Origin of the sequence: Cohnella zeiphila (assembly GCF_014212055.1) — a bacterium.
Taxonomy (GTDB): domain Bacteria; phylum Bacillota; class Bacilli; order Paenibacillales; family Paenibacillaceae; genus Cohnella; species Cohnella zeiphila.
Genome location: NZ_JACJVO010000003.1, coordinates 172,322 through 195,544, shown reverse-complemented (window position 1 = coordinate 195,544; position 23,223 = coordinate 172,322). Strand labels below are relative to the sequence as shown.

The 23,223-nt window shown below is 58.7% G+C and carries 25 protein-coding genes; 5 read left to right on the top strand and 20 right to left on the bottom strand.

The window, feature by feature from the left end; genetic code table 11:
• Position 1: 1 nt before the first annotated feature.
• The 8 genes from H7C18_RS03340 to H7C18_RS03305 form a co-directional block, all read right to left on the bottom strand.
• Positions 2 to 1,087 (bottom strand): dihydrodipicolinate synthase family protein, encoded by a 1,086-nt coding sequence (locus H7C18_RS03340; RefSeq protein WP_185127586.1) that lies wholly within the window; start codon positions 1,085 to 1,087, stop codon positions 2 to 4.
• A complete protein-coding gene (locus tag H7C18_RS03335; RefSeq protein ID WP_185127585.1) occupies positions 1,087 to 2,103 on the bottom strand; it encodes an NAD-dependent epimerase/dehydratase family protein in 1,017 nt (338 codons plus the stop codon). The genes H7C18_RS03340 and H7C18_RS03335 overlap by 1 nt, the downstream gene beginning before the upstream one ends.
• Before the next feature lie 99 nt (positions 2,104 to 2,202).
• Positions 2,203 to 3,519 carry a hypothetical protein gene (locus H7C18_RS03330; protein ID WP_185127584.1) on the bottom strand — a complete coding sequence of 439 codons (1,317 nt, stop codon included), beginning with the start codon at positions 3,517 to 3,519 and terminating at the stop codon, positions 2,203 to 2,205.
• 8 nt (positions 3,520 to 3,527) lie between these two features.
• Positions 3,528 to 3,971 carry a GNAT family N-acetyltransferase gene (locus H7C18_RS03325; protein ID WP_337912808.1) on the bottom strand — a complete coding sequence of 148 codons (444 nt, stop codon included), beginning with the start codon at positions 3,969 to 3,971 and terminating at the stop codon, positions 3,528 to 3,530.
• Between the two features lie 64 nt (positions 3,972 to 4,035).
• Complete coding sequence (locus H7C18_RS03320; protein WP_238357436.1) at positions 4,036 to 4,830, bottom strand: Cof-type HAD-IIB family hydrolase; 795 nt, start codon at positions 4,828 to 4,830, stop codon at positions 4,036 to 4,038.
• Positions 4,831 to 4,985: 155 nt separating this feature from the next.
• Entirely contained in the window at positions 4,986 to 5,543 is a 558-nt protein-coding gene (locus H7C18_RS03315) for an NUDIX hydrolase (protein WP_185127582.1), read from the bottom strand.
• 272 nt (positions 5,544 to 5,815) lie between these two features.
• On the bottom strand, positions 5,816 to 6,712 hold the full coding sequence (locus tag H7C18_RS03310) for a sugar phosphate isomerase/epimerase family protein (RefSeq protein ID WP_337912807.1): 897 nt from the start codon (positions 6,710 to 6,712) through the stop codon (positions 5,816 to 5,818).
• A complete protein-coding gene (locus H7C18_RS03305) occupies positions 6,681 to 7,490 on the bottom strand; it encodes a phytanoyl-CoA dioxygenase family protein (RefSeq protein ID WP_185127581.1) in 810 nt (269 codons plus the stop codon). Before H7C18_RS03305 ends, H7C18_RS03310 begins: the two co-directional genes overlap by 32 nt.
• Positions 7,491 to 7,684: 194 nt before the next feature.
• Here H7C18_RS03305 and H7C18_RS03300 point away from each other — a divergent pair, with 194 nt between their 5' ends.
• Both H7C18_RS03300 and H7C18_RS03295 read left to right on the top strand, forming a co-directional pair.
• On the top strand, positions 7,685 to 8,494 hold the full coding sequence (locus H7C18_RS03300) for a helix-turn-helix domain-containing protein (RefSeq protein WP_185127580.1): 810 nt from the start codon (positions 7,685 to 7,687) through the stop codon (positions 8,492 to 8,494).
• Between the two features lie 222 nt (positions 8,495 to 8,716).
• Positions 8,717 to 10,078, top strand: coding sequence for a dicarboxylate/amino acid:cation symporter (locus tag H7C18_RS03295; RefSeq protein ID WP_420481834.1), 1,362 nt, complete (start codon positions 8,717 to 8,719; stop codon positions 10,076 to 10,078).
• Positions 10,079 to 10,466: 388 nt separating this feature from the next.
• On the opposite strand, the gene H7C18_RS03290 is transcribed toward H7C18_RS03295, so the two are convergent.
• Positions 10,467 to 11,378: a LysR substrate-binding domain-containing protein gene (locus H7C18_RS03290; RefSeq protein ID WP_185127578.1), complete on the bottom strand. Its 912-nt coding sequence runs from the start codon at positions 11,376 to 11,378 to the stop codon at positions 10,467 to 10,469.
• A gap of 377 nt (positions 11,379 to 11,755) precedes the next feature.
• Between H7C18_RS03290 and H7C18_RS03285 the strand changes: the two genes are divergently transcribed.
• A complete protein-coding gene (locus tag H7C18_RS03285) occupies positions 11,756 to 12,154 on the top strand; it encodes a nuclear transport factor 2 family protein (protein ID WP_185127577.1) in 399 nt (132 codons plus the stop codon).
• A gap of 476 nt (positions 12,155 to 12,630) precedes the next feature.
• Here the strand turns inward: H7C18_RS03285 and H7C18_RS03280 are convergent, their stop codons facing one another.
• Positions 12,631 to 13,560: an AraC family transcriptional regulator gene (locus H7C18_RS03280; protein WP_185127576.1), complete on the bottom strand. Its 930-nt coding sequence runs from the start codon at positions 13,558 to 13,560 to the stop codon at positions 12,631 to 12,633.
• A gap of 205 nt (positions 13,561 to 13,765) precedes the next feature.
• On the opposite strand from H7C18_RS03280, the gene H7C18_RS03275 reads away from it, so the two are divergent.
• Positions 13,766 to 14,809 carry an aldo/keto reductase gene (locus tag H7C18_RS03275; RefSeq protein ID WP_185127575.1) on the top strand — a complete coding sequence of 348 codons (1,044 nt, stop codon included), beginning with the start codon at positions 13,766 to 13,768 and terminating at the stop codon, positions 14,807 to 14,809.
• A 79-nt stretch (positions 14,810 to 14,888) separates the two neighbouring features.
• Here H7C18_RS03275 and H7C18_RS03270 read toward each other — a convergent pair whose 3' ends face one another.
• The 10 genes from H7C18_RS03270 to H7C18_RS03230 form a co-directional block, all read right to left on the bottom strand.
• Entirely contained in the window at positions 14,889 to 15,131 is a 243-nt protein-coding gene (locus H7C18_RS03270) for a hypothetical protein (protein ID WP_185127574.1), read from the bottom strand.
• Positions 15,132 to 15,329: 198 nt separating this feature from the next.
• Positions 15,330 to 15,659 carry a cupin domain-containing protein gene (locus H7C18_RS03265; protein ID WP_185127573.1) on the bottom strand — a complete coding sequence of 110 codons (330 nt, stop codon included), beginning with the start codon at positions 15,657 to 15,659 and terminating at the stop codon, positions 15,330 to 15,332.
• Positions 15,660 to 15,879: 220 nt separating this feature from the next.
• Positions 15,880 to 15,969 (bottom strand): putative holin-like toxin, encoded by a 90-nt coding sequence (locus H7C18_RS35945; RefSeq protein ID WP_420481831.1) that lies wholly within the window; start codon positions 15,967 to 15,969, stop codon positions 15,880 to 15,882.
• 448 nt (positions 15,970 to 16,417) lie between these two features.
• On the bottom strand, positions 16,418 to 17,200 hold the full coding sequence (locus H7C18_RS03260) for an ABC-2 family transporter protein (protein ID WP_185127572.1): 783 nt from the start codon (positions 17,198 to 17,200) through the stop codon (positions 16,418 to 16,420).
• 4 nt (positions 17,201 to 17,204) lie between these two features.
• Positions 17,205 to 18,008 carry an ABC transporter permease gene (locus H7C18_RS03255; RefSeq protein WP_185127571.1) on the bottom strand — a complete coding sequence of 268 codons (804 nt, stop codon included), beginning with the start codon at positions 18,006 to 18,008 and terminating at the stop codon, positions 17,205 to 17,207.
• Entirely contained in the window at positions 18,005 to 18,982 is a 978-nt protein-coding gene (locus H7C18_RS03250; RefSeq protein ID WP_185127570.1) for an ABC transporter ATP-binding protein, read from the bottom strand. Before H7C18_RS03250 ends, H7C18_RS03255 begins: the two co-directional genes overlap by 4 nt.
• Before the next feature lie 278 nt (positions 18,983 to 19,260).
• On the bottom strand, positions 19,261 to 20,457 hold the full coding sequence (locus tag H7C18_RS03245) for an enolase C-terminal domain-like protein (protein WP_202886918.1): 1,197 nt from the start codon (positions 20,455 to 20,457) through the stop codon (positions 19,261 to 19,263).
• Positions 20,458 to 20,482: 25 nt separating this feature from the next.
• A complete protein-coding gene (locus H7C18_RS03240) occupies positions 20,483 to 21,241 on the bottom strand; it encodes an SDR family NAD(P)-dependent oxidoreductase (protein ID WP_185127569.1) in 759 nt (252 codons plus the stop codon).
• A 139-nt stretch (positions 21,242 to 21,380) separates the two neighbouring features.
• Entirely contained in the window at positions 21,381 to 22,190 is an 810-nt protein-coding gene (yidC, locus tag H7C18_RS03235; protein ID WP_185127568.1) for a membrane protein insertase YidC, read from the bottom strand.
• Positions 22,191 to 22,220: 30 nt separating this feature from the next.
• Positions 22,221 to 22,469 (bottom strand): hypothetical protein, encoded by a 249-nt coding sequence (locus tag H7C18_RS03230; RefSeq protein ID WP_185127567.1) that lies wholly within the window; start codon positions 22,467 to 22,469, stop codon positions 22,221 to 22,223.
• A gap of 140 nt (positions 22,470 to 22,609) precedes the next feature.
• On the opposite strand from H7C18_RS03230, the gene H7C18_RS03225 reads away from it, so the two are divergent.
• Complete coding sequence (locus tag H7C18_RS03225; protein ID WP_185127566.1) at positions 22,610 to 23,155, top strand: superoxide dismutase family protein; 546 nt, start codon at positions 22,610 to 22,612, stop codon at positions 23,153 to 23,155.
• Positions 23,156 to 23,223 lie beyond the last annotated feature (68 nt).

The window sequence follows — 23,223 nt, the reverse complement described above, 5'->3', positions numbered from 1 at the left end:
GTCATTCGGAGGCCCGCCAGCGCGACAGGCCGGCGGCGACGAAATCGTCGTCGTTCAGGTGAGGGTACTGGGCGTAGACGCGGTCGATCTCTTCCGCCTGGCCCGGAGACAGCGTCTCTTCCGGGTTCAGGCACCAGACGCCCTTCATCAGGCCCTGCCGGCGAAGCACTTCGTGGATTCCGGGAATGCAGCCTTCGAAATGATGAGCCGGGTCGAAAAACGCCGCGTTCGCATCCGTCACTTGGATCGCCCGGGTCAACCATTCCCGGGAGATCGTCTCCGAGCCGCGAATTCGCTTGATCTCTTCGAGCAGTTCGACCGCGCGGCGCGTCCAGACCGCCCAGTGACCGAGCAGGCCTCCGACGATCGGCTTCTCGACGAGCTCGCCTCCGACGTCGAAGCGGAACGCCGTGAGCAGGTCGACGACGATATTGTCGTCGTTCCCCGTGTACAGCGCGATCTCGTCCCGGCGGGACGATGAGCACACCGCCCTCGCCACGTCCAGCGTCTGATAGCGGTTGAACGGCGCCATTTTGATCGCGACGACGTTCGGAATCTCGGCGAATTGACGCCAGAAATCATAGGTGAAGATGCGCCCGCCGACGGACGGCTGAAGGTAGAAGCCGATCACCGGCATCCTCTCCGCCACCCGGCGCGTCCGGCTCATCAGGTCGTCCTCCGTCAGGTCCGCCAGCCCGCCCATGCTGAGCAGCGCGGCGTCGTAGCCGAGCCGAAGCGCGACGTCCGTCTCGCGCAGCGCCTGATCGGTCGGTCCGCAGATGCCCGCGACCTGGATAAACGGGCGTTCGATCCCGGCTCTCGCGACTTCCTCCGCGGCCATCGCGAGCACCGTCTCGAACAAGTCGTGCTTCGGTTCCCGAATCTCGAACTGGGTGGAATGAACGCCGACCGCGACGCCCCCGGCTCCGGACGCGATATAGTATCTCGTCAGCGCGCGCTGGCTCTCGGCATCGAGCTTGCGATTCTCGTCCAGCGCGAGCGGATGCGCCGGAATGACCAGGCCTTCCCGCAGTGCAGCGGCGAGCTCGGCGGACAACGTTCGGGGCTTTGCCGAATGAGCCGCCATCAGAAGTTCCCCTTTCTCTCCTGGAAGTGAGTCGGCTTGTTCCACACCGTGCCGCCTTGCCGGACCCATTCCGCCGTCCAATCGATCATCTGCAGCAGCGATACGCGCGGGTAGCCGAACAGCTGATGCGACTTGGACGCGTTGTTGAGCAGCGCCGTCTCCGCTTCCGCGCCGACGAACCGGACTTCCTTGCCCAGCCGCTTCGCGAATTCGCCCGCGGCCCAGCGGATCGACATCGTCTCCGGGCCCGTGATGTTTACGACGCTCGGCGGGCTGGAGCACTGGGTCAGGCAGCGCAGCGCCATCGCGTTCGCATCTCCCTGCCAAATAACGTTGGCGAAGCCCATCGTCACGTCTATCTCGCGGCCCTCGTTCACCGCTCGCGCCAGCTCCAGCAGCACGCCGTAGCGCATGTCGATCGCATAGTTCAGCCGGAACATCGTCATCGGCGTGCCGTTTTTGTGGGAATGGTACTCGAAAATCCGCTCCCGCCCCAGCGTCGACTGCGCATATTCGCCGACCGGCTCCGGAGCCGTATCCTCGGTCGCCCCGCCGCCGGACACCGGCAGCAGCGGATAGATATTGCCCGACGAAAACGCGACGATTCGCGAATCCTTGTACTTCTCCGCGACGCGCCCCGGCAAGTACGCGTTCATCGCCCAAGTGAAGTGCTCCCGCCCCTTCGTGCCGAACTTGTTGCCCGCCATAAAGATGACGTTCTCGACGTTCGGCAGCGCCCGCAGCGCCTCGTCGTCGAGCAGCTCGCAGGAGATCGTCTCCACGCCGGCCTCTTCCAGCTCCCGCCGCGCCTCCGCGTTCGAGAAACGCGACACGCCGATAACGCGTTTGTTCAGATCTCCCTCGCGAATCGCATTCGCCGCGAGCCTCGCGAGGCTCGGCCCCATCTTGCCTCCGACTCCGAGCACCGCAATATCTCCGGACAGACCGGCGAGATCCCGCACCAGTTCCTGCGTAGGCTCCGCCAGCTTGCGTTCCAATTCCTCTATCGTTCTCATGAGTCCTCTCCTCTCTTCCCCTGCCTTACGACATAAGCATACGACGCGAGAAGATATAAAGACAGGACATAATGTCGTCTTTAAATAGACGAAGACAGGCTATAAAGATTTGCCCATCAGAAAAGTAAACCGGTAAATTTGCCTCGGCCGTCCTTTCGGAACCTTCTCGAAGCCCGCGATGTCGACCAAACCTCCGTCGATCCATTGGTTCAGCAGCCGGTGGGCGCTGCGCGTCGTAATGTCGAGCAAGGAGGCCAGCTCGTGTACCTTGTATTCGTACTTCTTGAATTTCGCCATATGCTGCAGCAGCCGGCTGAGATACGCCCCCGTCATGCCGGCTTCCTCCGCCTGCCGGATCAGCGCGGCGTCCGTCGGAGCGAGAATCGCCTGCACCGGATCCGCCATCTCCAGCGGACCGATGAGCGTCGCGTCCTCACGAATGATGAAGCACGCGTTGCCGCCCGCCTCTTTCGCTTTGCGCAGGGCGTTTCTCGCGTTCGTGCCGGCATCGTTGGCCGACGTTCCGAAGCCGATGCCGACGCTTAAGGAAAGACCGTACGACTGATAGACGTCCTTCGACAGCGGGATCGTCTTGTAGCCGCCCGTCTCCCGCTCGAAGATGCCCCGGGTCGTAAAAAACAAATATTCGTCCCCGCCGAGCGGCGTCAAATAGCCGTCGAGAAGCTCGGCGTAATGGAGCGCCATCCGGTGGATGTCCAGCTTCAGCTTCTGCACTTCGTGCTCGCTCGCCCGCTTCATCGCCAGCTTGCCGAAATCGTCCACGTTGATGATGCCGACGACGATCTGCGACTCCTTGCTCCGGCGAGATTCCGTCGACAGCAGCGCCCGCTCCAGCGTGACGATGATGTCCTGGTCGGAAGGCAGAATCCATTCGTTCGGGATCGACAGCCTCGTCAATTGTTCCGCCGCCTGCTCGACGCCGGTGAACGCCATGGCGCATTCGCCCGAGTCGGCCAAACGGCGATGGAATTCGACCAGCTTGTCCGCCGAAGCGTAAGCCGGCCCGTCGTAAACGACGGTTTTCGCATGCGCCAGTCCGAGATCGGCCAGCGTCCTCGCTACCATCGCCTTCGTGAGCGAGTCGACGGAGATCCCGTCCTCGAGCTTGCCGGCTCGCAGCGCGGCGAACATCGCTTTATACAGGCCGGCTCCGTTGAGCGGAACGTAAAAAGCGGGCACCCTCAAGGCCGTCCGCAGCTTTACGGCGCGATGCGAGAGCGCGCCGGACAGCACCAGCGCCTCCACGTCCGTTCCCAATTCTTCCGCCGCCCGGATCGCTTCTCCCTCGTCCCGGGCGATTCGCGCAAGCGGCCGGAACGTCGGGAACGACTTCAGCACGCGCAATACGCGGCTCACGATTGCTTCCGAGCCGATGACGCCCACTTTAATTTGCATGGTCGCGATTAATCCTCCGCTTCCGGGTTCACGATGTACCGGCAGCGGAATCTCTCGACGCCCGGATACAGCTCGCCGAGGCTCTCGACGACGAAGCCGATGTTCCGGTAGAACTCGACCGCCTCTTCGTCCGTCTCGGCGACCAGCTCCGCCGGGTTCTTGCGTGCCAGCGTCTCCAATACCATCAACCGGCCATGACCGTGACCGCGCTTCTCCGGCGAGACGGCCATGTGCCGGATCTCCAGCACGTTCCCTGTTTTCATCCGGAAGCCGATCGCGCCGACCAACTCTTCGCCCTCGTAATAGCCGAGCAGCTCCAAGGCCGGATCGTTCCGATACGCGTCCAGCGCCATCCGAACGATGTCGGGATCCGGGAACATCGACGCTTCCAGCAATTCCGTCACTTCCGGTTGGTCCAGCTCGCCCTTGATATCCTTCAACAACGGGATCACCCTCCTTTTTACAACTCGTGCGCCGCCGCCGAACCTTTCCGTCTTCGCGGAAGTAGCGCTCGCTTTACAGCAGCCCGGCGTGAACGAGGCCGTTGCGCACGCCGCCTTCGTCCACCCGCGTGGTTACATAATTGGCGTAAGGCAGCAGCTCCGGATGCGCGTTGCCCATGGCGATGCCGAGACCGACCAATTCCAGCATCTCTTTGTCGTTTAGCCCGTCGCCGAACGCAACCGCGTCTTCGGGCCGGAGACCGAGCGCGGCCAGCAGCGCCGAGATTCCTTCGGCTTTGGAGCCCGTTCGGGTGAGGACGTCCATCGCCTTCTCGTGCCAGCGGACGAAGCGCAAGTTCGGCAGCGCGTCCGGATAATGATGCTCGTCCCGGCTCTCGCAGTGGAGAAACACCTGGTAGACGCCTTCTTTTTTCCAGAAATCAGCATCAAAAAGGGGCTGCAGCACTCTCAGCGATTCGATGGAATCGAATACGGACTCGTGACGCCCGTCGCGATTGGCATAGAAGGCATCCTTTCCTTCGAAGACAAGTGGATGATTGAGCGAAGCGGACAGCGTCACCAGCTTCTCGAGGTCTGACATCGGGATCGTCCGTTCGAACAGCACCTTGCCCCGATAAACGACATAGGCGCCGTTCAGGCACACCCAAGATTCGATGCCTGCCTCTTCCGCGAGCTCTTTGAAAAAATACGGCGCCCTCCCCGTGGCGATCACCGGCTCCACGCCGCTCTCCTTCAAGCGCGCGATCGCTTCGATCGCGTCCGGGGGAATCCGCTTCTCCTCGTCCACCAGCGTTCCGTCGATATCGAAAAAAACGATTTTGTACGTCTTGGTCATCGTCATGCTCATGGTCTCTCCGCTCCCCAGTATCTCTATATTTTCGTTCTTCCTATCATGGTACAAATCCGGATTTCTGTAAACCCCGGAACGAGGCGCGCCCGATCGCGCGAAAAGGACCGCCTCCCGGCGCGAAAGCCCGGAAAGCAGTCCTTTGTAAATCATGGTTACTTGCGGAACAAACCGTGCCCTTCCAGCGGAACGATCGGCTGAGAATCAATCAGCAGTCCCGCGGACGAGCCGCGTTGCGCTACGTCGATCAGCCAGCGGGTGAAGCCCGCCACGTTCATCGACTCCATCTCCTCGAGGCTGAAAAATCCGGCCCCGTCCACTTCCACGTTGTCGGGCACCGGCTCTCCCCCGACGTACTCCATCGTGAACGCGACATACAGGTTATGCACGTTCCTCGGCAAATCCCGCAGCGCGGCCACGCCCGTCACGATCGCCTCGATGCCGCATTCTTCCAGCACTTCGCGCCGCACGGTCTCGTCGATCCGTTCCAACTGCTCGGCGTAGCCTCCCGGATTCGTCCAGTAGCCTTTGCCCGGCTCCTGCGCGCGGCGAACGAGCAAAATTTTGCCGTCCCGCTCCACGAGCGCGCCGACGCCGATGCTGTAGTCGCCCCAGAATACGAAGCTGCACGCCGGACAAGCGCGGCGCGGCGTTCCCCCGATATCCCGGGTTTCGAGCTCGTGCCCGCACGTCAAACAAAATTTCGCTTCCATAAAGAACGTCACCTCGCTGCCTAGGCTGAACACGCTCCTCCGATTATACTGCGGATCGGCGGTCCTGCCTAGAAGTCCGGCGAGATTCGGCTGCGAGAGAGCCGAAGAAGGCGCGTTCACGGGCTAAACGTTCGCAGATTGGTCGAATATAGGCGGTTTGACTGCCTACATGGGCGGAAATCCGGCGAATGGCTCGAATGTGGGCGGTTTGACCGCCCCTTCCGTTCGAGACTTCGTCGGAACCGGCCGGAGGCCCGGCCTGAACCGCTTCTTCAGCCCCGGCCGGCCGCCGCCGCTTCGCTCCACAGCCCGCGGGCGATGTTCGCCAGCTGGAGCGATTGCTTCCAGCGGTCGCCCAGCTCCTTCGTCCGGGCGCCTTGCTCGTCCGCCGTAATCGCATAAGACGGCGGCCCCAGCTCGCAGACGAACGGGAAGCGTTCTCCGGAACGGGCGGACCCGAGCCAATGACGCATGCCGTCCCGCCACCAGCGCTTGAAATGCGGCAGCATCGGGTGTTCCCCGTCATCGGAGAGGTTGACCTGGACCTGCTCCCCGTTCGACACCCGTGCGTGAATGCTCGAGGTCCGGGGAAGGAGCCGCTGCAGCAGCGCCTCCGCCTCGTCGCCGATCGTATGAAGCTCTCCCGCGACCACGTAATGCGAATAGTCGATCGTCAGGCGCAGCTCTTCGATCCGCTCCGCGTAATCGATCGTGCGCAGCAGGTCTTGCGTGATCGTTCCGCGATGCGTCTCCACGTACACGGGAATGCCTGCTTCCCGCGACAGTTCCGCGATGTCCCGCAGCAGCCGTTCCGCCGCCGCGCCGGTCACGAACGGCGTCATCACCTGCGCGTTGACGTATTCCACCCGTCCGAACTCCTTCGCCGCCCGAAGGAATTCGGCCATATCGGCGGCCGTCCGCGGATAAGCGTTCACGCTGAACGTCAAGCTGTATTCGTCCAGCAAGCGGCGCCAGCGCCCCGCCTCCTCCGGCGCGGGCACGAAGCCGTTGATGCCGTCAAACCCCGCTTCGGCAATGCGCCGAAAGCGAGCTTCGGCGGAATCTTCGCCCTCCGTTCCGAGTCCGCTCATCCCCCACCAGGACATCTGCACGTCGAGTACAGGCCCCGCCTCCCGGTCAGTGCGGGTAGACGGTCTCGAATTCCACACCGCAGGGTCCTCCCCCTTCGTTCAGCTCCAGATCGACGGCCGTGCCGTCCGCGCGGTACAGAGGCCGGTAAAATTGCGCGATATGCGTAGCCGATTCGTTCGCGTAATGGCAGATGAACGCGCGGCGGAAGCGGTCCTTCGTCTTGTTCCGGTAGGAGCCGTGAATGAGGTTGCCGTTGAAAAACAGCACGTCTCCCCGGTCCATGACCGCCGGAACGGCTTTCTCTTCCTTCGGCGGCTTCACGTAATGCGCCGTGAACGATTCCTTGGCGTCCGCGACGTCGGGGCATACGATGTCGTAGTCGTTCGTCTTCGGAACGACGAGCAGCCCGCCGTTCTCCTCGTCCGCCGGATCGATCGCCGTCCAAGCCGCGATGCAGTTGCCCGGCTCCACTTTCAAATAGAAGTTGTCCTGATGCAGCGCCTGTCCGCGGGAGCCCGGCGGCTTATAGTAGAACATGCTCTGCGCGGCCAGCGCTTCTTCCCCGTACAAATCCGCCAGAACGTCCATTACCGGCGGGTGCAGCAAGTACTTCATCGACGTCTCGTCGAACCGGTGGGGATGCATGACGCGGGGGTATCGCTTGAGCGGGTCGCTCGTGGCTGGATTCAGGTCCGGTTCGAAATGGCCCGGAACCGTGCGATTCCCGATATCGTCGAACGCGCGGTCGATCGCCGCCAGATCTTCCTCCGAGAACAAGCCTTTCACGATCACATAGCCTTCCGTATCGAACTTACTCTTCTGCTCCTGCGTGAGGGAGCGCAATTTGGCTTCCATATGCGGATTCCTCCTATGACGATGATTCGTCTTCGTTCTGTTATCGCTTCAAGCATAACGCCGGACGGGAGACGGCGGAATTCTGAATGCTGCCGAATATTCACACAATCCTGCTGCCACCCTGGAAAAGGTGCTTGAATTCCGTTATGCTCGAGCCATAAGCTGCGACCAACGGATTCGGAGGAGAACGCAACGTGACGAACCCATGGAGTTACCCGCTTCAGAACGAGGGAATTTTGTACTCGGATCACTTCCGGGAATCGGATGCCTATTGGATCGAGCGGCCGGAAGGAAGATCCGACTGGCTGATCGCCTTTACCTTGGCGGGGGAGGGCTATTTTCAGGTGCCGGGACGGGAAACGGCGCTGTGCGGTCCCGGGGAAATCGCTTTGTTGAAGCCGGGGACTCCTCATCGATACGGCACGTCGTCGGGCAAGATCTGGGATTTCTTCTGGGTTCACTTCTCTCCCGAGCGCATCGAAGCGAGCCTGCTGCCGGACGAATCGTTAGCCGTGCGGAAGATCGACAACGAGCACGCCCGGAAACGGATCTATCGGGCCTTCCGGAGAATCCTCGAGGATTGGCGCCAGCAAGGAGACTATTGGGAGGATCTTTGTTACGGAGCGCTGCGCGAAATTCTGATGCTGCTCGAACGGCGCCGGCGACGCAAGCTGGATGTTCGCGTCGAAGAAACGCTGCGCCTGCTGTCCAGGCAGATGCAGCATCCCACGCGCATCGACGAGTTGGCCCGCAGCGTCGGACTTTCGCCGTCGAGGCTGTCCCACCTGTTCAAAGAAGGAACCGGCCAGTCGATTATCGACTCGCTGAACGAGATGCGCATACGACAGGCCGCCCTGCTTCTCGAGCACTCCGGCCGTTCCGCATCCGAAGTGTGCTACGAGGTCGGTTTTCAGAATTATAACCACTTCATCAACCAATTCCGCAAGCGGCTCGGCATGAGCCCTACGGCTTATAAAAAGCAAAAAAGAGACCATTGGAAGTAAATGCTCCTCCTAGCCTGTCGGCGTATGTCCGATTGGCGACTTTTCATAGGAGAAGAAGAATGGGCTTGCATGATTTGCGGATGAGCCTCATAACGATATAGCAAGAATGATTCGTCCATAAGTCCGCGCGGCGATACCGATTTTTTTGTTGACAATCCACAACGTTGGTCCTACAATCGGATGTACTAATCAGAGTTATCAACTCGGAATAAGGAGGATTTCATTTTGAAAACCAACAATTTGCTCACAGCCTTTCAAAATGACTGGGTCAGCTTGCTTACCTCCATCGTCCTGATCGGCGTGCTTTACTACCTTGCGCGCAAGCGGATCAACTTCGGCTATCGGGTCCTGATCGCTCTCGGGCTCGGGCTGCTGGCCGGCATCTTTTTCAACAAGGGCCATCACGATGCGACCAGCGTCACCACGATCGGCACGATCTATGTCGACCTGATCAAGATGATCGTCATTCCGCTCGTGGCGGCATCGATCATTACGAGCATCACATCGCTGACCAACGTCGGCCAGCTGCGCAAGCTCGGCCTCAAGACCGTCGGCTTGTTCCTGGGAACGACGGGAATCGCGGCCATTATCGGGCTGCTCGTGGCGCTTCTCTTCGACCCGGGCTCCGGCATTCATCAGGCCGTCCCGGCCGATTTCCAGGCCCGCGAAGTGCCGACGGTGTCCCAGGTTATCCTCGATCTCGTTCCGACGAACCCGATCAGCGACATGGCGGAAGGCAACGTCGTTCCTGTCATCGTGTTCGCGCTGTTCTTCGCGGTCGCGATCGTCAAGCTGAGCTCGAAGAAGCCCGAAACCGTCGCGCCCGTCAAGCAGTTCGTCGAATCGTTCAAGGAGATCATGTTCCAGGTGACGAAATACGTCGTCCGGCTGACGCCTTACGGCGTGTACGCCCTGATCGCGAACATGGCGGCGAAATACGGCTGGGATACGCTGGAGCCGCTCATCATGCTGATCATCGCTACTTATGTCGCGCTGATCCTGCATTTCGTGCTGACGTTCGGCGGTCTGGTCTCGTTCGCCGCCAAGGTCAACCCGCTCAAGTTCGTCCGCAAAGCGTATCCGACCATCGCCGTCGCGTTCACGACGCGGAGCAGCTACGTGACGCTGCCGGTGAACCTGGAAGTCATCACCAAGCGGCTTCGCGTCTCGCCGCGCATCGCCAGCTTCGTCGCTCCGCTCGGCGCCACCATCAACATGAACGGCTGCGGCGGCGTCTGGCCGGCCGTCGTCTCGATCTTCGTGGCCCGCGTTTACGGCATCGACCTGCATCTGTCCGACTACATTCTGATCGTCGCGGCGGCCATCATCGCGTCCGTCGGCGTAGCGGGCGTGCCCGGACCGGCTTCGATCTCCACGACCGTCGTTCTGACGACGCTCGGCCTGCCATTGGAAGGGCTGGGCATGGTGCTTGCGATCGACGCGGTCGTCGACATGGGCCGTACGGCGATCAATGCGACCGGCACGACGGTCAGCGCTCTTGTCGTGGCGAACTCCGAAGGCGAGTTCGACCGGGAAGCGTTCGACCGCAACGAGGAAGATCCGCTGGAGCTCAACATCGCTTGATCGGCGTGAACGAATAACAAAAAACCGGCCCAAGGGCCGGTCAGACTGTTTAGAAATGCGGTTTCTTCCCTTATTTAGAGGGTAAACTTGAGGTGCTTCAGCTTACTTAGGGACTGAATCCCCTCATAGAACGTCAATCGCCCTCTACTTGGCCTTCTTGGCCAGGCGGAGGGCGATCTTCTTTATGTTCTGTGCGGTTGCAGTCATGAGTGCTTGTTCGGTTAACGATATGTCTGGCAACAAGACGGAGAAGATGATCTTCCGGCACCAGATGCTCGATGCAAACCAATTCGTAATCCAACTGGGGATCGGGTTGATAAACCACCAAGACAAAAATATAGACTGCCGAGACTTTCTTGACAGTCTGACGACAGAGATGTCGTTTTTTTTATCCCAACGACCGAGAGGAGAGCTCCAATACGTTTTGAATGAAGGATTGCAACTCGGCTATAAAAATTTTTGCGGCTTGCCCCATAAATTTATCCGTTCGATAGAGGATGCAAATATCCTGGCTTGGCGTCGGATTGAGCAGCGTTACGGCCGAGATGTTATCGCGTTTGAGGTAATCTAGCAGCAACCGCGGAAGAATTGCCGCTCCTATCCCTTGTTCGACTAAGGACAGAAGCGTCGACAACGTGGAGGTTACGATAGGGTTGTCTAACTCTATCCCCTTTTCTTGGCAGCAGGATTGAATGACCTTCGTAATCTGATGGTCCGGACCGAACATGACCATCTTTAGCTGCTGTAATTGTTCAAAGGGGAGGGCCTTTGACTTCGCAAAGGGGTGATCCGAACGGATGGCCAATGCAAACTCCTCGTGGAACAGAGGAATGATCGAGATGCGATCATCCGGATTCGCAGGGACAATAGTAATGCCCAAATCTCTTGTGCCGTCCGCAACCTGCTCATATACATCCACGGTCTCCGTAACGCGTATGGAAAGCTTGGGATATGTACGGTGGAAATCGATCAACAGCGTATCGAACAGCAAATCTCCATCCCCGGGAAGAATCCCGATGTCCAGCCTGCCGCCTTCCATACGCTTCAGATCCGTAATCGCTCCCTTTATATAGTCGATGCGTTCGAAGATGATATAACATTGGTCCAGCAAAATCTTACCCGCCTCCGTCAAGACAATCCGTTTGCCAATGCGATCGAACAGGGGCGTCCCAAGCTCGTTTTCTAAAAACTTGATCTGCTGGCTCAGATTCGACTGTGTCGTGCACAGGTTCTCGGCCGCTCTTGAGAAATGCATTTCTTTGCAAACGGCGGCAAAATACTCAAGCTGCCTAAATTCCACTCCTCACTCCCCCTTTTAATCACCATTCATCATTATAGATGGAAATCCAATTTACCCCAATCCATCATTCCATCATTACTGAAACCGATCAATTGAATCGGAATCTCGTGATTGTTGCTTTGCGAAGAGAGAATTACACTTTGGATGTGAGAGCGACACGCTTACAACAATTTAAACGGGAGGCGTTTTAACCATGGCCAATTCGATTAGTACAAGCGGTAAGGTTCTGCATCGGATCGTGATTGGACGTGAGTCGTTCAATTTCGCTCTGAAGCACGAAGCCGTACACCTTGGCATCATTTCGAGCCGGCTTACAGCCTTGCAGTAAGATGTCGCCCGTTGTCGTTCCATCTCTAAAAAAAGGAGTGTAGAGCCAGATGAAACCGGACCAAGTGTTGCTTCAATATTTCCAGAATTTATCTGATATTGACAAAGCGCTCAGTTATGTACAGCATGATGCCAAATTTATTGCGGCATTCGAGAAGGAGTCGAACCGACACTACTTCTATGGAACTTATTGTGGGATAGAAGGCGTAAGGACACTATTGTCCAAGTTTCAGAAAGATCTTGATACCCAAGATTTCGAGATCCGCAAGATCCTTGCCGACGAAACCACTGCTTTCGCTTGGGGAAGATTTAAGCATCGGATTCGGCCTACCGGCAAAATGTTTGAAAGCTACTGGGCGGTGGTTTGCGAAGTGGAAGACGGTAAGATTAAGTACTTCCGGGGCTTTGAGGATACAGGTGCCTTGGAGGCCGCTTATAGAGCGGATTGAAGCACCGCGAGAATTCCGCATAATGCTGGACGAATGTCCGGAAACGTGCCCAATCCTAAGATGCCGGCATTCAGCGATAACATTTTTGTATCATAATTGCCGTTGCATTGTTAACTGGCGTTTTTCTATGACTCAATAACGTTACGGTTACAAAGTCGTAAACAAGTCAAGAATAGGCCCTCTCTTATGCACCAAATGCGATACGATAGCCATTGTTGTCGCGAATAGTCATTTCGCTCCATCCGTCCGTCCAATGCTGCCCGTTGACAATCTCAAGACCGGGAGTATGAATAGGGCGATAGGGATGTGTCATTTGGACCTCTGCGTTATTGCAACAGGCCTGTTCTATGATCGGCAGCTTGGGTCGAAAAGGCAATTGCTACGATAATTCCCACACTGAATTGTTTGCAAATCGGGAGGGGGCCATTCCCTTCACTTTTTTAAACAGTCTGACCGGCCCAAGGGCCGGTTTTTTGTTATTCCACTTCCCGTTCCAATGGACGCCCGCCCTCGCGGATCGTCCGAATATCCAGCAGCGGCGGTAACCCGAAAAGCCGTTTATATTCGCGGCCGAATTGCGTAGAGCTTTGGTAACCGACCCGCAGCGTTGTCTCGGTCACGTTGGCTCCGTCAAGCAGCAGCCTTCGCGCCTCCTGCAGCCGAAGCCGCTTCTGGTACTGCAACGGCGTCAGGGCGGTTACTTCTTTGAATTTATGGTGCAGGTTCGAGACGCTCATATTCCCCAGTTCGGCCAATTGTTCAATCGTGAAAGGACTGTCGAAGTTGGCTTTGATCCAACCGATCACCTTGCCAACCCCGGAAGCTTCCTGGTGCAGCAGCATGTTTTTGTAGAAGAGCGTTCCATCTTCGCCCTGGAGCAACCAGTAGATCATCTCCCGTTTGACGGCCGGACCGAGGAAACCGGCAGCCCGGGCGTCCGACGAAAGCCGAAAGAGCTTTTCAAAGCCTTCCAGCACTTCCGCGCCGGGTTTGCCAACAAAGACGCCCGGCTGCAAGCCCGGTTCCGGACGAAGATCCAGTCGGGCCTCCGAAGCGACGTCAGCCACTTCTCCCGGCGTCAGTTCCACCCTCAAGGCCACATACGGCCTATCGGCCGCGGCTTCGACGACCTGCCCGTTAACCGGCATGTCCACGCTTGCGGCCAGATAATCCCCCGTTGTATATTCAATGATCTTATTGCCGACCTGCAATCTCTTCCTTCCCTGCAGGACGATACATAAAGAAGGCTTGAGAACGCCATGAGAGAGCAACGTCGGACTGCTCTCCTTCAGCACTTCCAGAAAAGGAACAGCCGTCCGCAAAACCCCCGAAGCGATAGGGAATCGCAAGACTTGGGCCAACAGCCGGCCAAGGATCTCCGTCGCATGCGTCTGTTTGTTATCCATGGAATTCGTCCGTTTCCTTTTGGAGGGTTGTCATCTTAGGCAATATTTAAACACGAGAAAATCGGAAAAGCAACGGAGCCGATCGCTCTCCGCCATTCTGCAGGATTAGGCAGAAACTCCGTATGAATGAACTATCCCTGGAATCGGGCCTGCCGGATAATAACGGGTGTAAGGAAGGATCAGATGTACAAGGAGGCTTCTTCGCATGAAGTATAAAAGACTCGGCAATACGGGTTTGCTGGTTTCTCAGCTCGCTTTCGGAGCCATGGCTTTCGGCAAGGGGGACGGGGCTTACCGATTCGTCGGCGCCGTCGGACAAGATGAAGCCGATAGGATGGTCCAAAAAAGTCTCGAAGCCGGCGTTAATTTATTCGATACGGCCGATGTATATGGCGGCGGCGAAAGCGAAAAGATGCTGGGTCTGTCGTTACGCAACCTGGGAGTTGCGAGGAAAGACGTCGTCGTGGCTACCAAAGCGGCCATGCGGGTCGGTCCGGGCCGGAATGACGCGGGAGCTTCGAGAGGCCATATCATGGACGCCGTGGAGGCCAGCTTGAAGCGGCTGCAAACCGATTATATCGACCTTTATCAAATCCATGCCGACGATGACTTGACGCCCGTCGACGAAACCCTGCGGGCGCTGGACGATTTGGTCGCGCAGGGGAAGGTCCGGTACATCGGCGTATCCAACTGGCATGCCTGGAAAATCGCCGAAGCGCTCGGCCTATCGGAACGGAAAAACCGGGCTCGTTTCGAAACGCTGCAGGCTTATTATTCCTTGGCCGGCCGCGATTTAGAACGCGAGCTGGCACCGATGCTGGAAGCGAAAAAAATGGGACTTCTGGTCTGGAGTCCGCTTGCGGGCGGCCTGCTGTCGGGACGTTACGACCGTCGCAACCAGAAGGCGGAAGGCTCGCGCCGCTCGTCGTTCGATTTTCCGATCGTGGACAAGGAACGCGCCTGGAATATTATCGACACCCTGAAACCCATTGCCGAAGCGCATGGAACCCAACTCGCCGGAATCGCGCTGGCATGGCTGCTGACCCGGCCGGTCGTCACCTCCGTACTCGTCGGCGCGAAGCGGCTTGACCAGCTTGAGGCCAATCTGGCCGCTGCGGAGCTGACGTTGACCGAGGACGAAATCCGGCGTCTTGACGAGGTCAGCGCGCTTCCTCCCGAATATCCGGGATGGATGGTTGAATTTCAGAGAAGCAACCGGCTGGAACCCGTCGAACGCGCAGGGTTGTAATTCAAAGGCAAAACCGGTGAAATGAGGAGCCCCATTCCCGGTCTATAAGGGAATGGGGCTTCCGATACGTCAAACGAAACTATGCCGCTAAAGCTTCGGCCAGCCGAACAAGGAATTGCGCTCGCTCGGCGGTCAGCGCCTTGCCGCTTTGCGCGTTCGCTTCCTTGACGAACGCCTGGATCGCTTGCGCTTCGGCTTTGCTGACGCCGATCGCGCTTGCCGCCTTGGCCGCCAACAGTTTGGCCTTAAGAGAGAGCGCGACCGCCGGCTTGGAGGCGAACTGGCCGACCAACTGGCTCAGGCTGTCGTATGTCGCCTTCACCGTGAAGCTGGCGGAAAGCCGACGAACATCGTGCTGACCGCCCGCAGCTCGGGTCGAACGTCACCTCGAAGCCGGCTTCCTGCAATTTCTCATTGCCTTCCGGGCGGAAAGTGAATGCATCGCGGCATGCGAACGTCGAACCCCCGGGCGCGGCGAATCTTAAGATGAGCCTCGTCGGGGGCTTCGATGCGACCGGCCTTACTCCTTCGGTCGCCGGTTTAGCAAATCTTCTCTCAACGGCGTGAACGCGTCCAGCAGAGCGCCCTCCTCCAACGCGGTTACGCCATGCCGCGCACCGCTCGGAATGACAATCGTCTCCCCGGCACGCACCAGATGCTTCGTCCCGTCGATGCGGAATTCGAAGCGGCCTCGCAGACAATAGCTCATTTGCTCGTGCGGGTGATCGTGCTCATAGCCTTCCGCTCCCGCCTCGAACCGGACCTCCATCATCATCAGCGACCGGCCGGGGCTGAAAATTCTCCGTTTGACCCCCGGCTCCGCCGGTTCCCATTGTTCCTTGTCGATCATGCGCGATTCTCCTCCTCTGGGTTGACCATTGCAGGCCGAACGAGCGGATGCGCGGATTGAAAGCCCGAACGCCCGATGGTATACTGGAAAGGCAAAGTGCTTATCATGTAGAAGGAGCCGTGCGCCAACACGACTCCTCTGCAATAGCCGCTTTTAAGGGCGGTAGGCTTGACCAGGTGTTACGGGCAGAAATAGACCGCATCCTTTGGGCGAGGGCGGTCTATTTCTTTTTGCGGAAGGATAGGATCAACACAACCAATGTCGCGAATGAGATCATTAGCGTCAATGCTTGGTAGACCTCCACGGGCATCGCCTCCCTTCCGGGAGACTAGCCGACCGCCCTTGCAAGCCGTTCTATCGCTTACCAAATTATAGCACAGCCTTGCCTGGTGCGGCGTTCAAGTTTTCCGAAGTAGGCGCAGCCCCTCTCCCCCCACCACTTCCCGCGCTAACGAATCCCAGCGCTCTTATGTGCCCCGATAGACATCAGTTTGCGTTTTAACGAAACGGAGCAAGCTTATTAGTCCCCATTGGAGCGGAAAATGGCGTTCTTCTACCCAATAAGGTCTCTTCGATTCGTTACACTATCTTAACCTTTGAATTTGACCGAATAACGTCGCTGAGATTCGTTAGAACTCGCGCGCCCTCTCCACTGGAGCTGTCCCCCCAGCTTTCTTTTCCGCAGCAGACGATCGTCCCGCCAAACAAAAGAGAGCCTCCGCAGAGCTCCCGACGAGAGCTCTCTATCCCTCTGCAACTCAGGACCCCGTCGACCGGTAATGCCGGACGCCGATTCGCCACACCAGCAAGCAGGGAAGCAGGAACAGGATCCCCGCCAGAGGCTGCAGCATGTAGCGTACGGGATCGCCGTCTGCGCGGCCGAGCAGGTACAGCAGCGGAAGATAGTTGACGCAGGCGAACGGGATGATAAAGGTGAAGAAGAGGGTGACCCATTTCTGGTAGATGTTCAGCGGATACTGGGCCATCTCGCGGCCGCCGTCGGTGAAGATGTTGGCGATCTCCAGCCCTTGGACGGTCCAGAAGCAGAGCGTGGCGAACAGGACGTAGATGCCCGCGAAAATCAGCACGCCGCCCAGAATCATCAGGACGAGCGTCGCCGCTTTGGCGGCGTCCCATTCGATCGGCAGCTTGTACAGCGCCCACGCCAGCACGACGATGCCCTGCAGCAGCCGCCCGAAGCGGGTGAATTCGAACTGCGAGCCGAGCACCTGCAGCGCCGTGCTTCGGGGCCGGACGAGCAGGCGGTCGAAGTCGCCCCTCGAGATCAGGCCGGAGAAGGCGTCGAACCCTCGCACGAAGCATTCGCTTAGCGCGAAAGCCATATGAATGATCGCATAGCAGAGCGCCGTCTCGAAGAAAGACCATTCGCGCAGCTGCCCGAAGCGGTCGAACATGAAATAGAGTCCCGCGAACACCGAGAAAGGCACGAAGAACTGGCCGACGGTCAGCAGCCAGAACGACGTCCGATACTGCAGCTGGGATTTGAACAGAATCGACAAATATCGGAAATAAAGTCTCACGCCCTCACCCTCCCTGTACGACGACTTGACGCAGCGCCCGCCGCATGCTCCACTGTCCGAACCCGACCACGACGGCGATCCAGGCCAGCTGGGCCGCGATGCCCCACAGCGCGTCGCTCGCCGGAATCTGCCCGGAATAGACCCGGAACGGGAAGTCCGCGGACCAGCGGAACGGCAGGAAGTCGGACACACGCTGCAGCCAGACCGGCATGAGCGGAACGGGAATGACCATCCCGGCGAAAAATTCCCCGGCTACCGAGATCATGAGCGTGGATCCGGTCGGCGACAGCGTCCAGAAGACGGAGATGTAGATCAGCATGGAGACGCTCACGACGAGCACCAGGCCGATCAGCAGCGCCAAGACGAACAACGCGAACGCGGCCGGCGAAGGCGGCGGGCTTAAGCGATACGGCTGCGGCAGGAAAAAGACGATGATCAGAATCGGAAAGCAGCGGAGCACCGCGCTCGACAGCCGCTGTCCGACCAGCTTGGCGAACCAGAACGGGTACAGGCCGCACGGGCGGCAAAGCTCGTAAGCGATGTTCCCGCCGGTGATCAGCGCGAATATTTCGTTATCCCGGAACCACAGCATAATAAACGAGAGGAAGATTTGTTGGAGCCAAACGTAGGAGACCAGATCCGGCAATGGGAAATTCGTATGGGACGAACCTTGCCCGTAGAAGGCGACGTAGACCATGATGAAGATGAGGCCGAAAAAAAGCTGCGTCGCGATTCCCGCCACGGCGGCGGTGCGGTACTGCATGCCGTTGATGAAGCGCAGCTTCCAGACGGACAGATAGGCTCTCATATTCGGTGCTCCTTATAGAGCTCGATGATCAGCTCTTCGACCGGCTTCGCCTCGATCTCCACGTCGAGCAGCTCGACTTGCCCGGACAGCCGGGCGAGAACGTCGGCGATCGGCAATTGGCCGGTATCGACGCTGAACACCGCGCGTTCCGGCGACCAGGAGATCGTCTGCGCGCCCGGAATCTCCGGCGGCCGGGCGTTCTCGCTGTAATGGGCGGTGACCGTCCGGTGGCTGCCGAACCGGCCGCGAAGCTGGCTTAGCGTTCCGTCGTAAAGCAGCGTCCCTTTGCCGATCAGCAGAATGCGGCTCGCCAGCGCTTCGATATCGCTCATATCGTGGGTCGTGAGGATGACGGTGACGCCCTTTTCCCGGTTGATCGTTCGGATGAACTGCCGGACCGCCTGCTTGCTAACCGCGTCCAGGCCGATCGTCGGCTCGTCCAGGAACAGGACGCGCGGGCTGTGCAGCAGCGACGCGGCGATCTCGCAGCGCATCCGCTGCCCCAGGCTCAGCTGGCGGACCGGCGTCTGCAGCAGGCTTCCCAGCTCGAGCGTCTCCGTCAGCAGCGCCAGTTGGCCGGCATATTCGGCGGCCGGAATCTTGTAGATGTCCCGCAGCAGCTGGAACGAATCGAGGACCGGCACGTCCCACCACAGCTGCGAACGCTGCCCGAAGACGACGCCGATGTTCCGCACGTAGGCGGTTCTCTCTTTCCAGGGCGTGAAGCCCATAATGGAACACGTTCCCGCATCCGGCACCAGGATGCCGCTCATCACCTTGATGCTGGTCGATTTGCCCGCGCCGTTGGGGCCGATGTACCCGACGATCTCCCCTTCTCCGACCTGGAACGTGATGTCCCGCAGCGCTTCGACGACGGTATGCTCGCGGACGAACAGCGATTTGGCCGCCTGCCGCAGCCCCGCCGCGCGCCTCGCGACCTTGAAGGACTTGCCGATGCCTTGCAGCGTAATCAAGCTTTCTCCCTCCTTCTGATGGGGTGCTGAAAAAATATATCCAAAACTTCTCCAAAAGTATAGACTTATAATAAAACGCGAGTTATACTAATATTATAGATGGCGAGGACATCTATCTTTAGTTAAAATCTATCTGAAACAGACGTGCGGCACCGACGTGGTGGCCGATTTTTTGTTTTTCAGGACAATTTTGTGCAGAAACGCCCCCAATCGCTCGGCATCCATCCATGCTTCGCGGTTGAGGGCGTTTCAGGTTTGTCTGCTCTTCTAAGGCCTGTCTACGGCCTGGCCGGAGACCCGTCCGGCAGCCGCGCCAGCGTCCAGGCGGGCAGATCGTTCCGGCACGGATACAGGGCCGCCTTCGCTTCGTCGATATCCACGCCGAGTCCGGGAGCTTCGTTTACATACGCGTAGCCGTTGCGGACGACCGGCGAACCGGGGAACACTTCCCTCACGGCCTCAGGGAATTCGTACCATTCCTGGATTCCGAAGTTGGGGCAGCTCAGATCCAAATGCAAATTGGCCGCGTGTCCGATGGGAGATACGTCGCCCGGCCCGTGCCATGCGGTGCGTACCCCGAAGGCTTCGGCCAGCGCCGCCAGCTTCCGCGCGGGCGTAATCCCGCCGATGGCGGAAATATGGACGCGGATGTAGTCGATCAGACCCTGAGCAATCATCGGGGTCCACTCCTGCGGGTGAACGAACAGCTCGCCGATAGCGATCGGCGTGGCCGTCTGGCTGCGCAGCGTGCCCAAGGCATTCAAGTGCTCCGGAGCCAGCGGATCTTCGAGGAAGAACAGGCGGTACGGCTCCAACTGCTTCGCCAGCCGAACGGCTTCGATCGGCTGCAGCCGTTCGTGAACGTCGTGCAGAAGCTCGATCTCGAAGCCGAGCCGAGCCCGCATCCGGTCGAACAGAGACACCACGCTGCGCGCATAGGCAGCGGGATCATAGTACGCGCCGGGCAGCGCATTCTCGGGCGGAACCGAATCGTTCCTGCCGCCGTAGCCGCCCCATTGGCAGCGGATATAGCGGATTCCCTCCTCTATGAAACGCTGCGCCTGCTCCTCGACCGCTCCCAAATCTCTGCCGTCCGCGTGCCGGTAAACGGCGGCCGCTTCGCGGCATTTGCCTCCCAACAGCTGGTAGAGAGGTTGACCGGTCAGTTTGCCCTTGATGTCCCATAGCGCCATGTCGATGCCGGACAGCGCATTGTTCATGATCGGTCCGTTGCGCCAATAGCCGCTAACCGCCGCGGTCTGCCAAATATCCTCGATGCGCTGCGGATCCTTCCCGATGACGAACGGCTTGAGATAGGCGTCGATCGCATCCGCCACGGCCGTATACCGCTGCGTAAAGGTCGCGCAGCCGACGCCGTACAGGCCGGGTTCCGACGTTTCTACTTTGACGACGACCAGATTGATGCCGGCCGGGGCGGTCAAAATCGTTTTGACATTCGTAATCTCGAGTCCCATGATCAGTCTCTCCTTTTGAATGCGATTATTCCGGCATGCCGGGCAGGATCAAGCCGCCGTCCACGCGCAATCCGATTCCCGTAATGTAGGAAGCCTCCGGGGAAAGGAGCCAGGCGACAGCTTTGCCGATATCCGCCGGCATCCCCATCCGTCCGAGCGGGATCCGGGCTCCGAGCGCCTGATTGGGGCGATCCGGATTTCTCACTTCGGTAGCGCCCGGACCGACCGCGTTGACCCGAATGCCGTGCGGCGCCAAATCGAGCGCGGCCGATTCGGTCGCCCGCTGCAAAGCCGCCTTCAATCCGCCGTACACGGCATCTCCCGGGTAAGCCCGCTGAGCCCTTGACGACGTAATGTTGACGATTCCTCCCTTCGTCCCGTTCGCGATCATGAGCCGGGCCGCCTCCCGCATGAGCAGAAGCGGGGAACGGAAGTTGATGTTCATGATTCGGTCGATATGCTCCTCCGTCATCTCCTGAACGGCGGCGAATCGGCAGATCCCGGCGTTGTTGACGAGCGCCTCGAGACCTCCGAGCCGTTCCGCGGCTTCGTTCAGCGTTCGTACCGCTCCGCCGGGTTCGGCCAGATCGGCCGAGACGACGGGACATTCCCGTCCCGTCTCCGCCAGAATCCGCTTCGCCGTGTCGGCCGCCGCCTCGTCGTCCCGCCAATGCGCGATGGCCACCCGGTACCCCGCTCCGGCCAGCTCCAGCGCGATCCCACGCCCGATGCCGCGGCTGCCGCCCGTCACCAGCGCTCTTTTTTCCATTCCCGTCGATCCCATGCGCTCCCAACCTCCTTCTTGTCCATTATATGATATATTCTGGGAATAGAAGGAACAAAATTGCATCTGGTCCGCCTCAATGACAAAAGACCTCCGCGGCCGCTTTTTCGGCGGCGCGAAGGTCTTTTGTCGCTCTGCTCTATTTCACTAGAACGATTTCCTCGTTGGGCTTCGGCTTCGCGTACATTTTATTCAGCAAGATCGTCTGGGCGATGATGAAGATGCCGCCTATCGACCAATAAAGCGGCAGCGCGGCCGGCATTGTAAAAGCGAATACCCCCATCATCAGCGGAGACAACAAGCCGATAAACGCCAGTTGGTTGTTGGCATTCTGCTGGTATTGCGCCGAAACGGACTGCGATACGCGAAACTGGACGAAGTAGACCGCAGCCGCAATCAGCGGCAGGACCAGATCCGGCTTTCCCAAGCTGAACCACAAAAAATGGTGGGTGGCAATCTCCGGCGTCCGGCGAATGGCGTAGTAGAAGGCAAGCGTGATCGGCCATTGCAGAAGCATCGGCAAGCAGCCCATGTTCAAAGGATTGAATTGGTGCTTCTGATACAGCTGCATCATCTCGAGCTGCTGTTGACGCTTGGCTTCCGCAGTCGAATCGTTCTTGTATTTTTCCTTGAGCGCGTTAAGCTCCGGCTGCATGGCGGCCATCTTTTCCCTCATGGCCATCTGCTTCTTCGTTTGATTCATCATCAGCGGCATGATCGCGAGCCGGATGAGGAATGTCATGAGCACGATGGAGAGTCCGTAGTCTCCATGGAACGCATTCGCGACAAACTGGATCAGGAATGAAAACGGATAGATCAAGTAGTGGTTGAAGAACCCGGGGGAATCGGCCTCGATCGGATTCGACGGGTTTGCGGCGGTGCATCCGCTAAGCAGAACGATCGGAATGATTCCGAGCGCAATGACCAGGACTTTCCTTCTTATTTTCACAGTTGTCCTCCCTCTTGAATGAATTGCGATTCAATAAGGGAAGGAACAATCCGCATCTCCGTCCGGCGCTTCTCTTCGTTTGACCGTCCGCACCATCCATCGCCGGATGCCGTTCAACCGAGCCGGACTTGCCGGCGTGAGCGGAACCGGAACGACGACGACCGTTTCGCGGCTCCAATGTCTCTCCTTGGCAATGAAAAAAGAGAACGGAAGAAGCGCCAGGGAATAGATCAGGCCGATCGAGAAGATCAGTTGAACGTAGTCCATCAAGTGATCCACCTTGGCCCTCCTCCCATGCGCCCGATTTGTCCGAGAAATTTGGCCTTATTATAGCATGCGCGTTTGGAAATTCATAATTGATCGGAAAAAGGAAATGCTATGCAGGAATACCAAACCGCAACAGGAGGATGAAACGCGCAATGAGAACGAAAGTCGCGGCAGCCGGTCTGGGCGCCCTAAGTCTGCTACTGTGGGGAATGGCCGGATCGCTTCCCGCCGCCAGCGCCAATGAAGGAACTCCGTCGGTCACGGCGAAGATCGTCAATTCCCAAGGCCAAGAGGTTGGAACCGCCATGTTCACCCAAGCGGACGGCTCCGTCAAAATCCATTTGGAAGCCAAGGGGCTGCCGCCCGGCGTTCACGGCTTCCACATTCATGAGACCGGCAAATGCGAGCCGCCGGACTTCGCGAGCGCGGGAGAACATTTCAACACGACCCACAAGCAGCACGGCTTCTACAATCCGAAGGGCTTCCATGTCGGCGATCTTCCCAACATTCAGGTTGCGGCCGACGGCACCGTCAAGGCGGATATCGAGAGCAAGAACGTCACGCTGAAGAAAGGCGAGGCGAATTCCCTGCTCAAGAAAGGCGGGACGTCGATCGTCATTCACGAGAAAGCGGACGATTACGTAACCGACCCGTCGGGCAACTCCGGCAACCGAATCGCCTGCGGCGTCATTCGCTAAGGCGGCCTGCCCGCAAACCGACTAAAGAGCGCTTCCGGCCGAATGAGGGGTCGGGGAGCGCTCTTTTT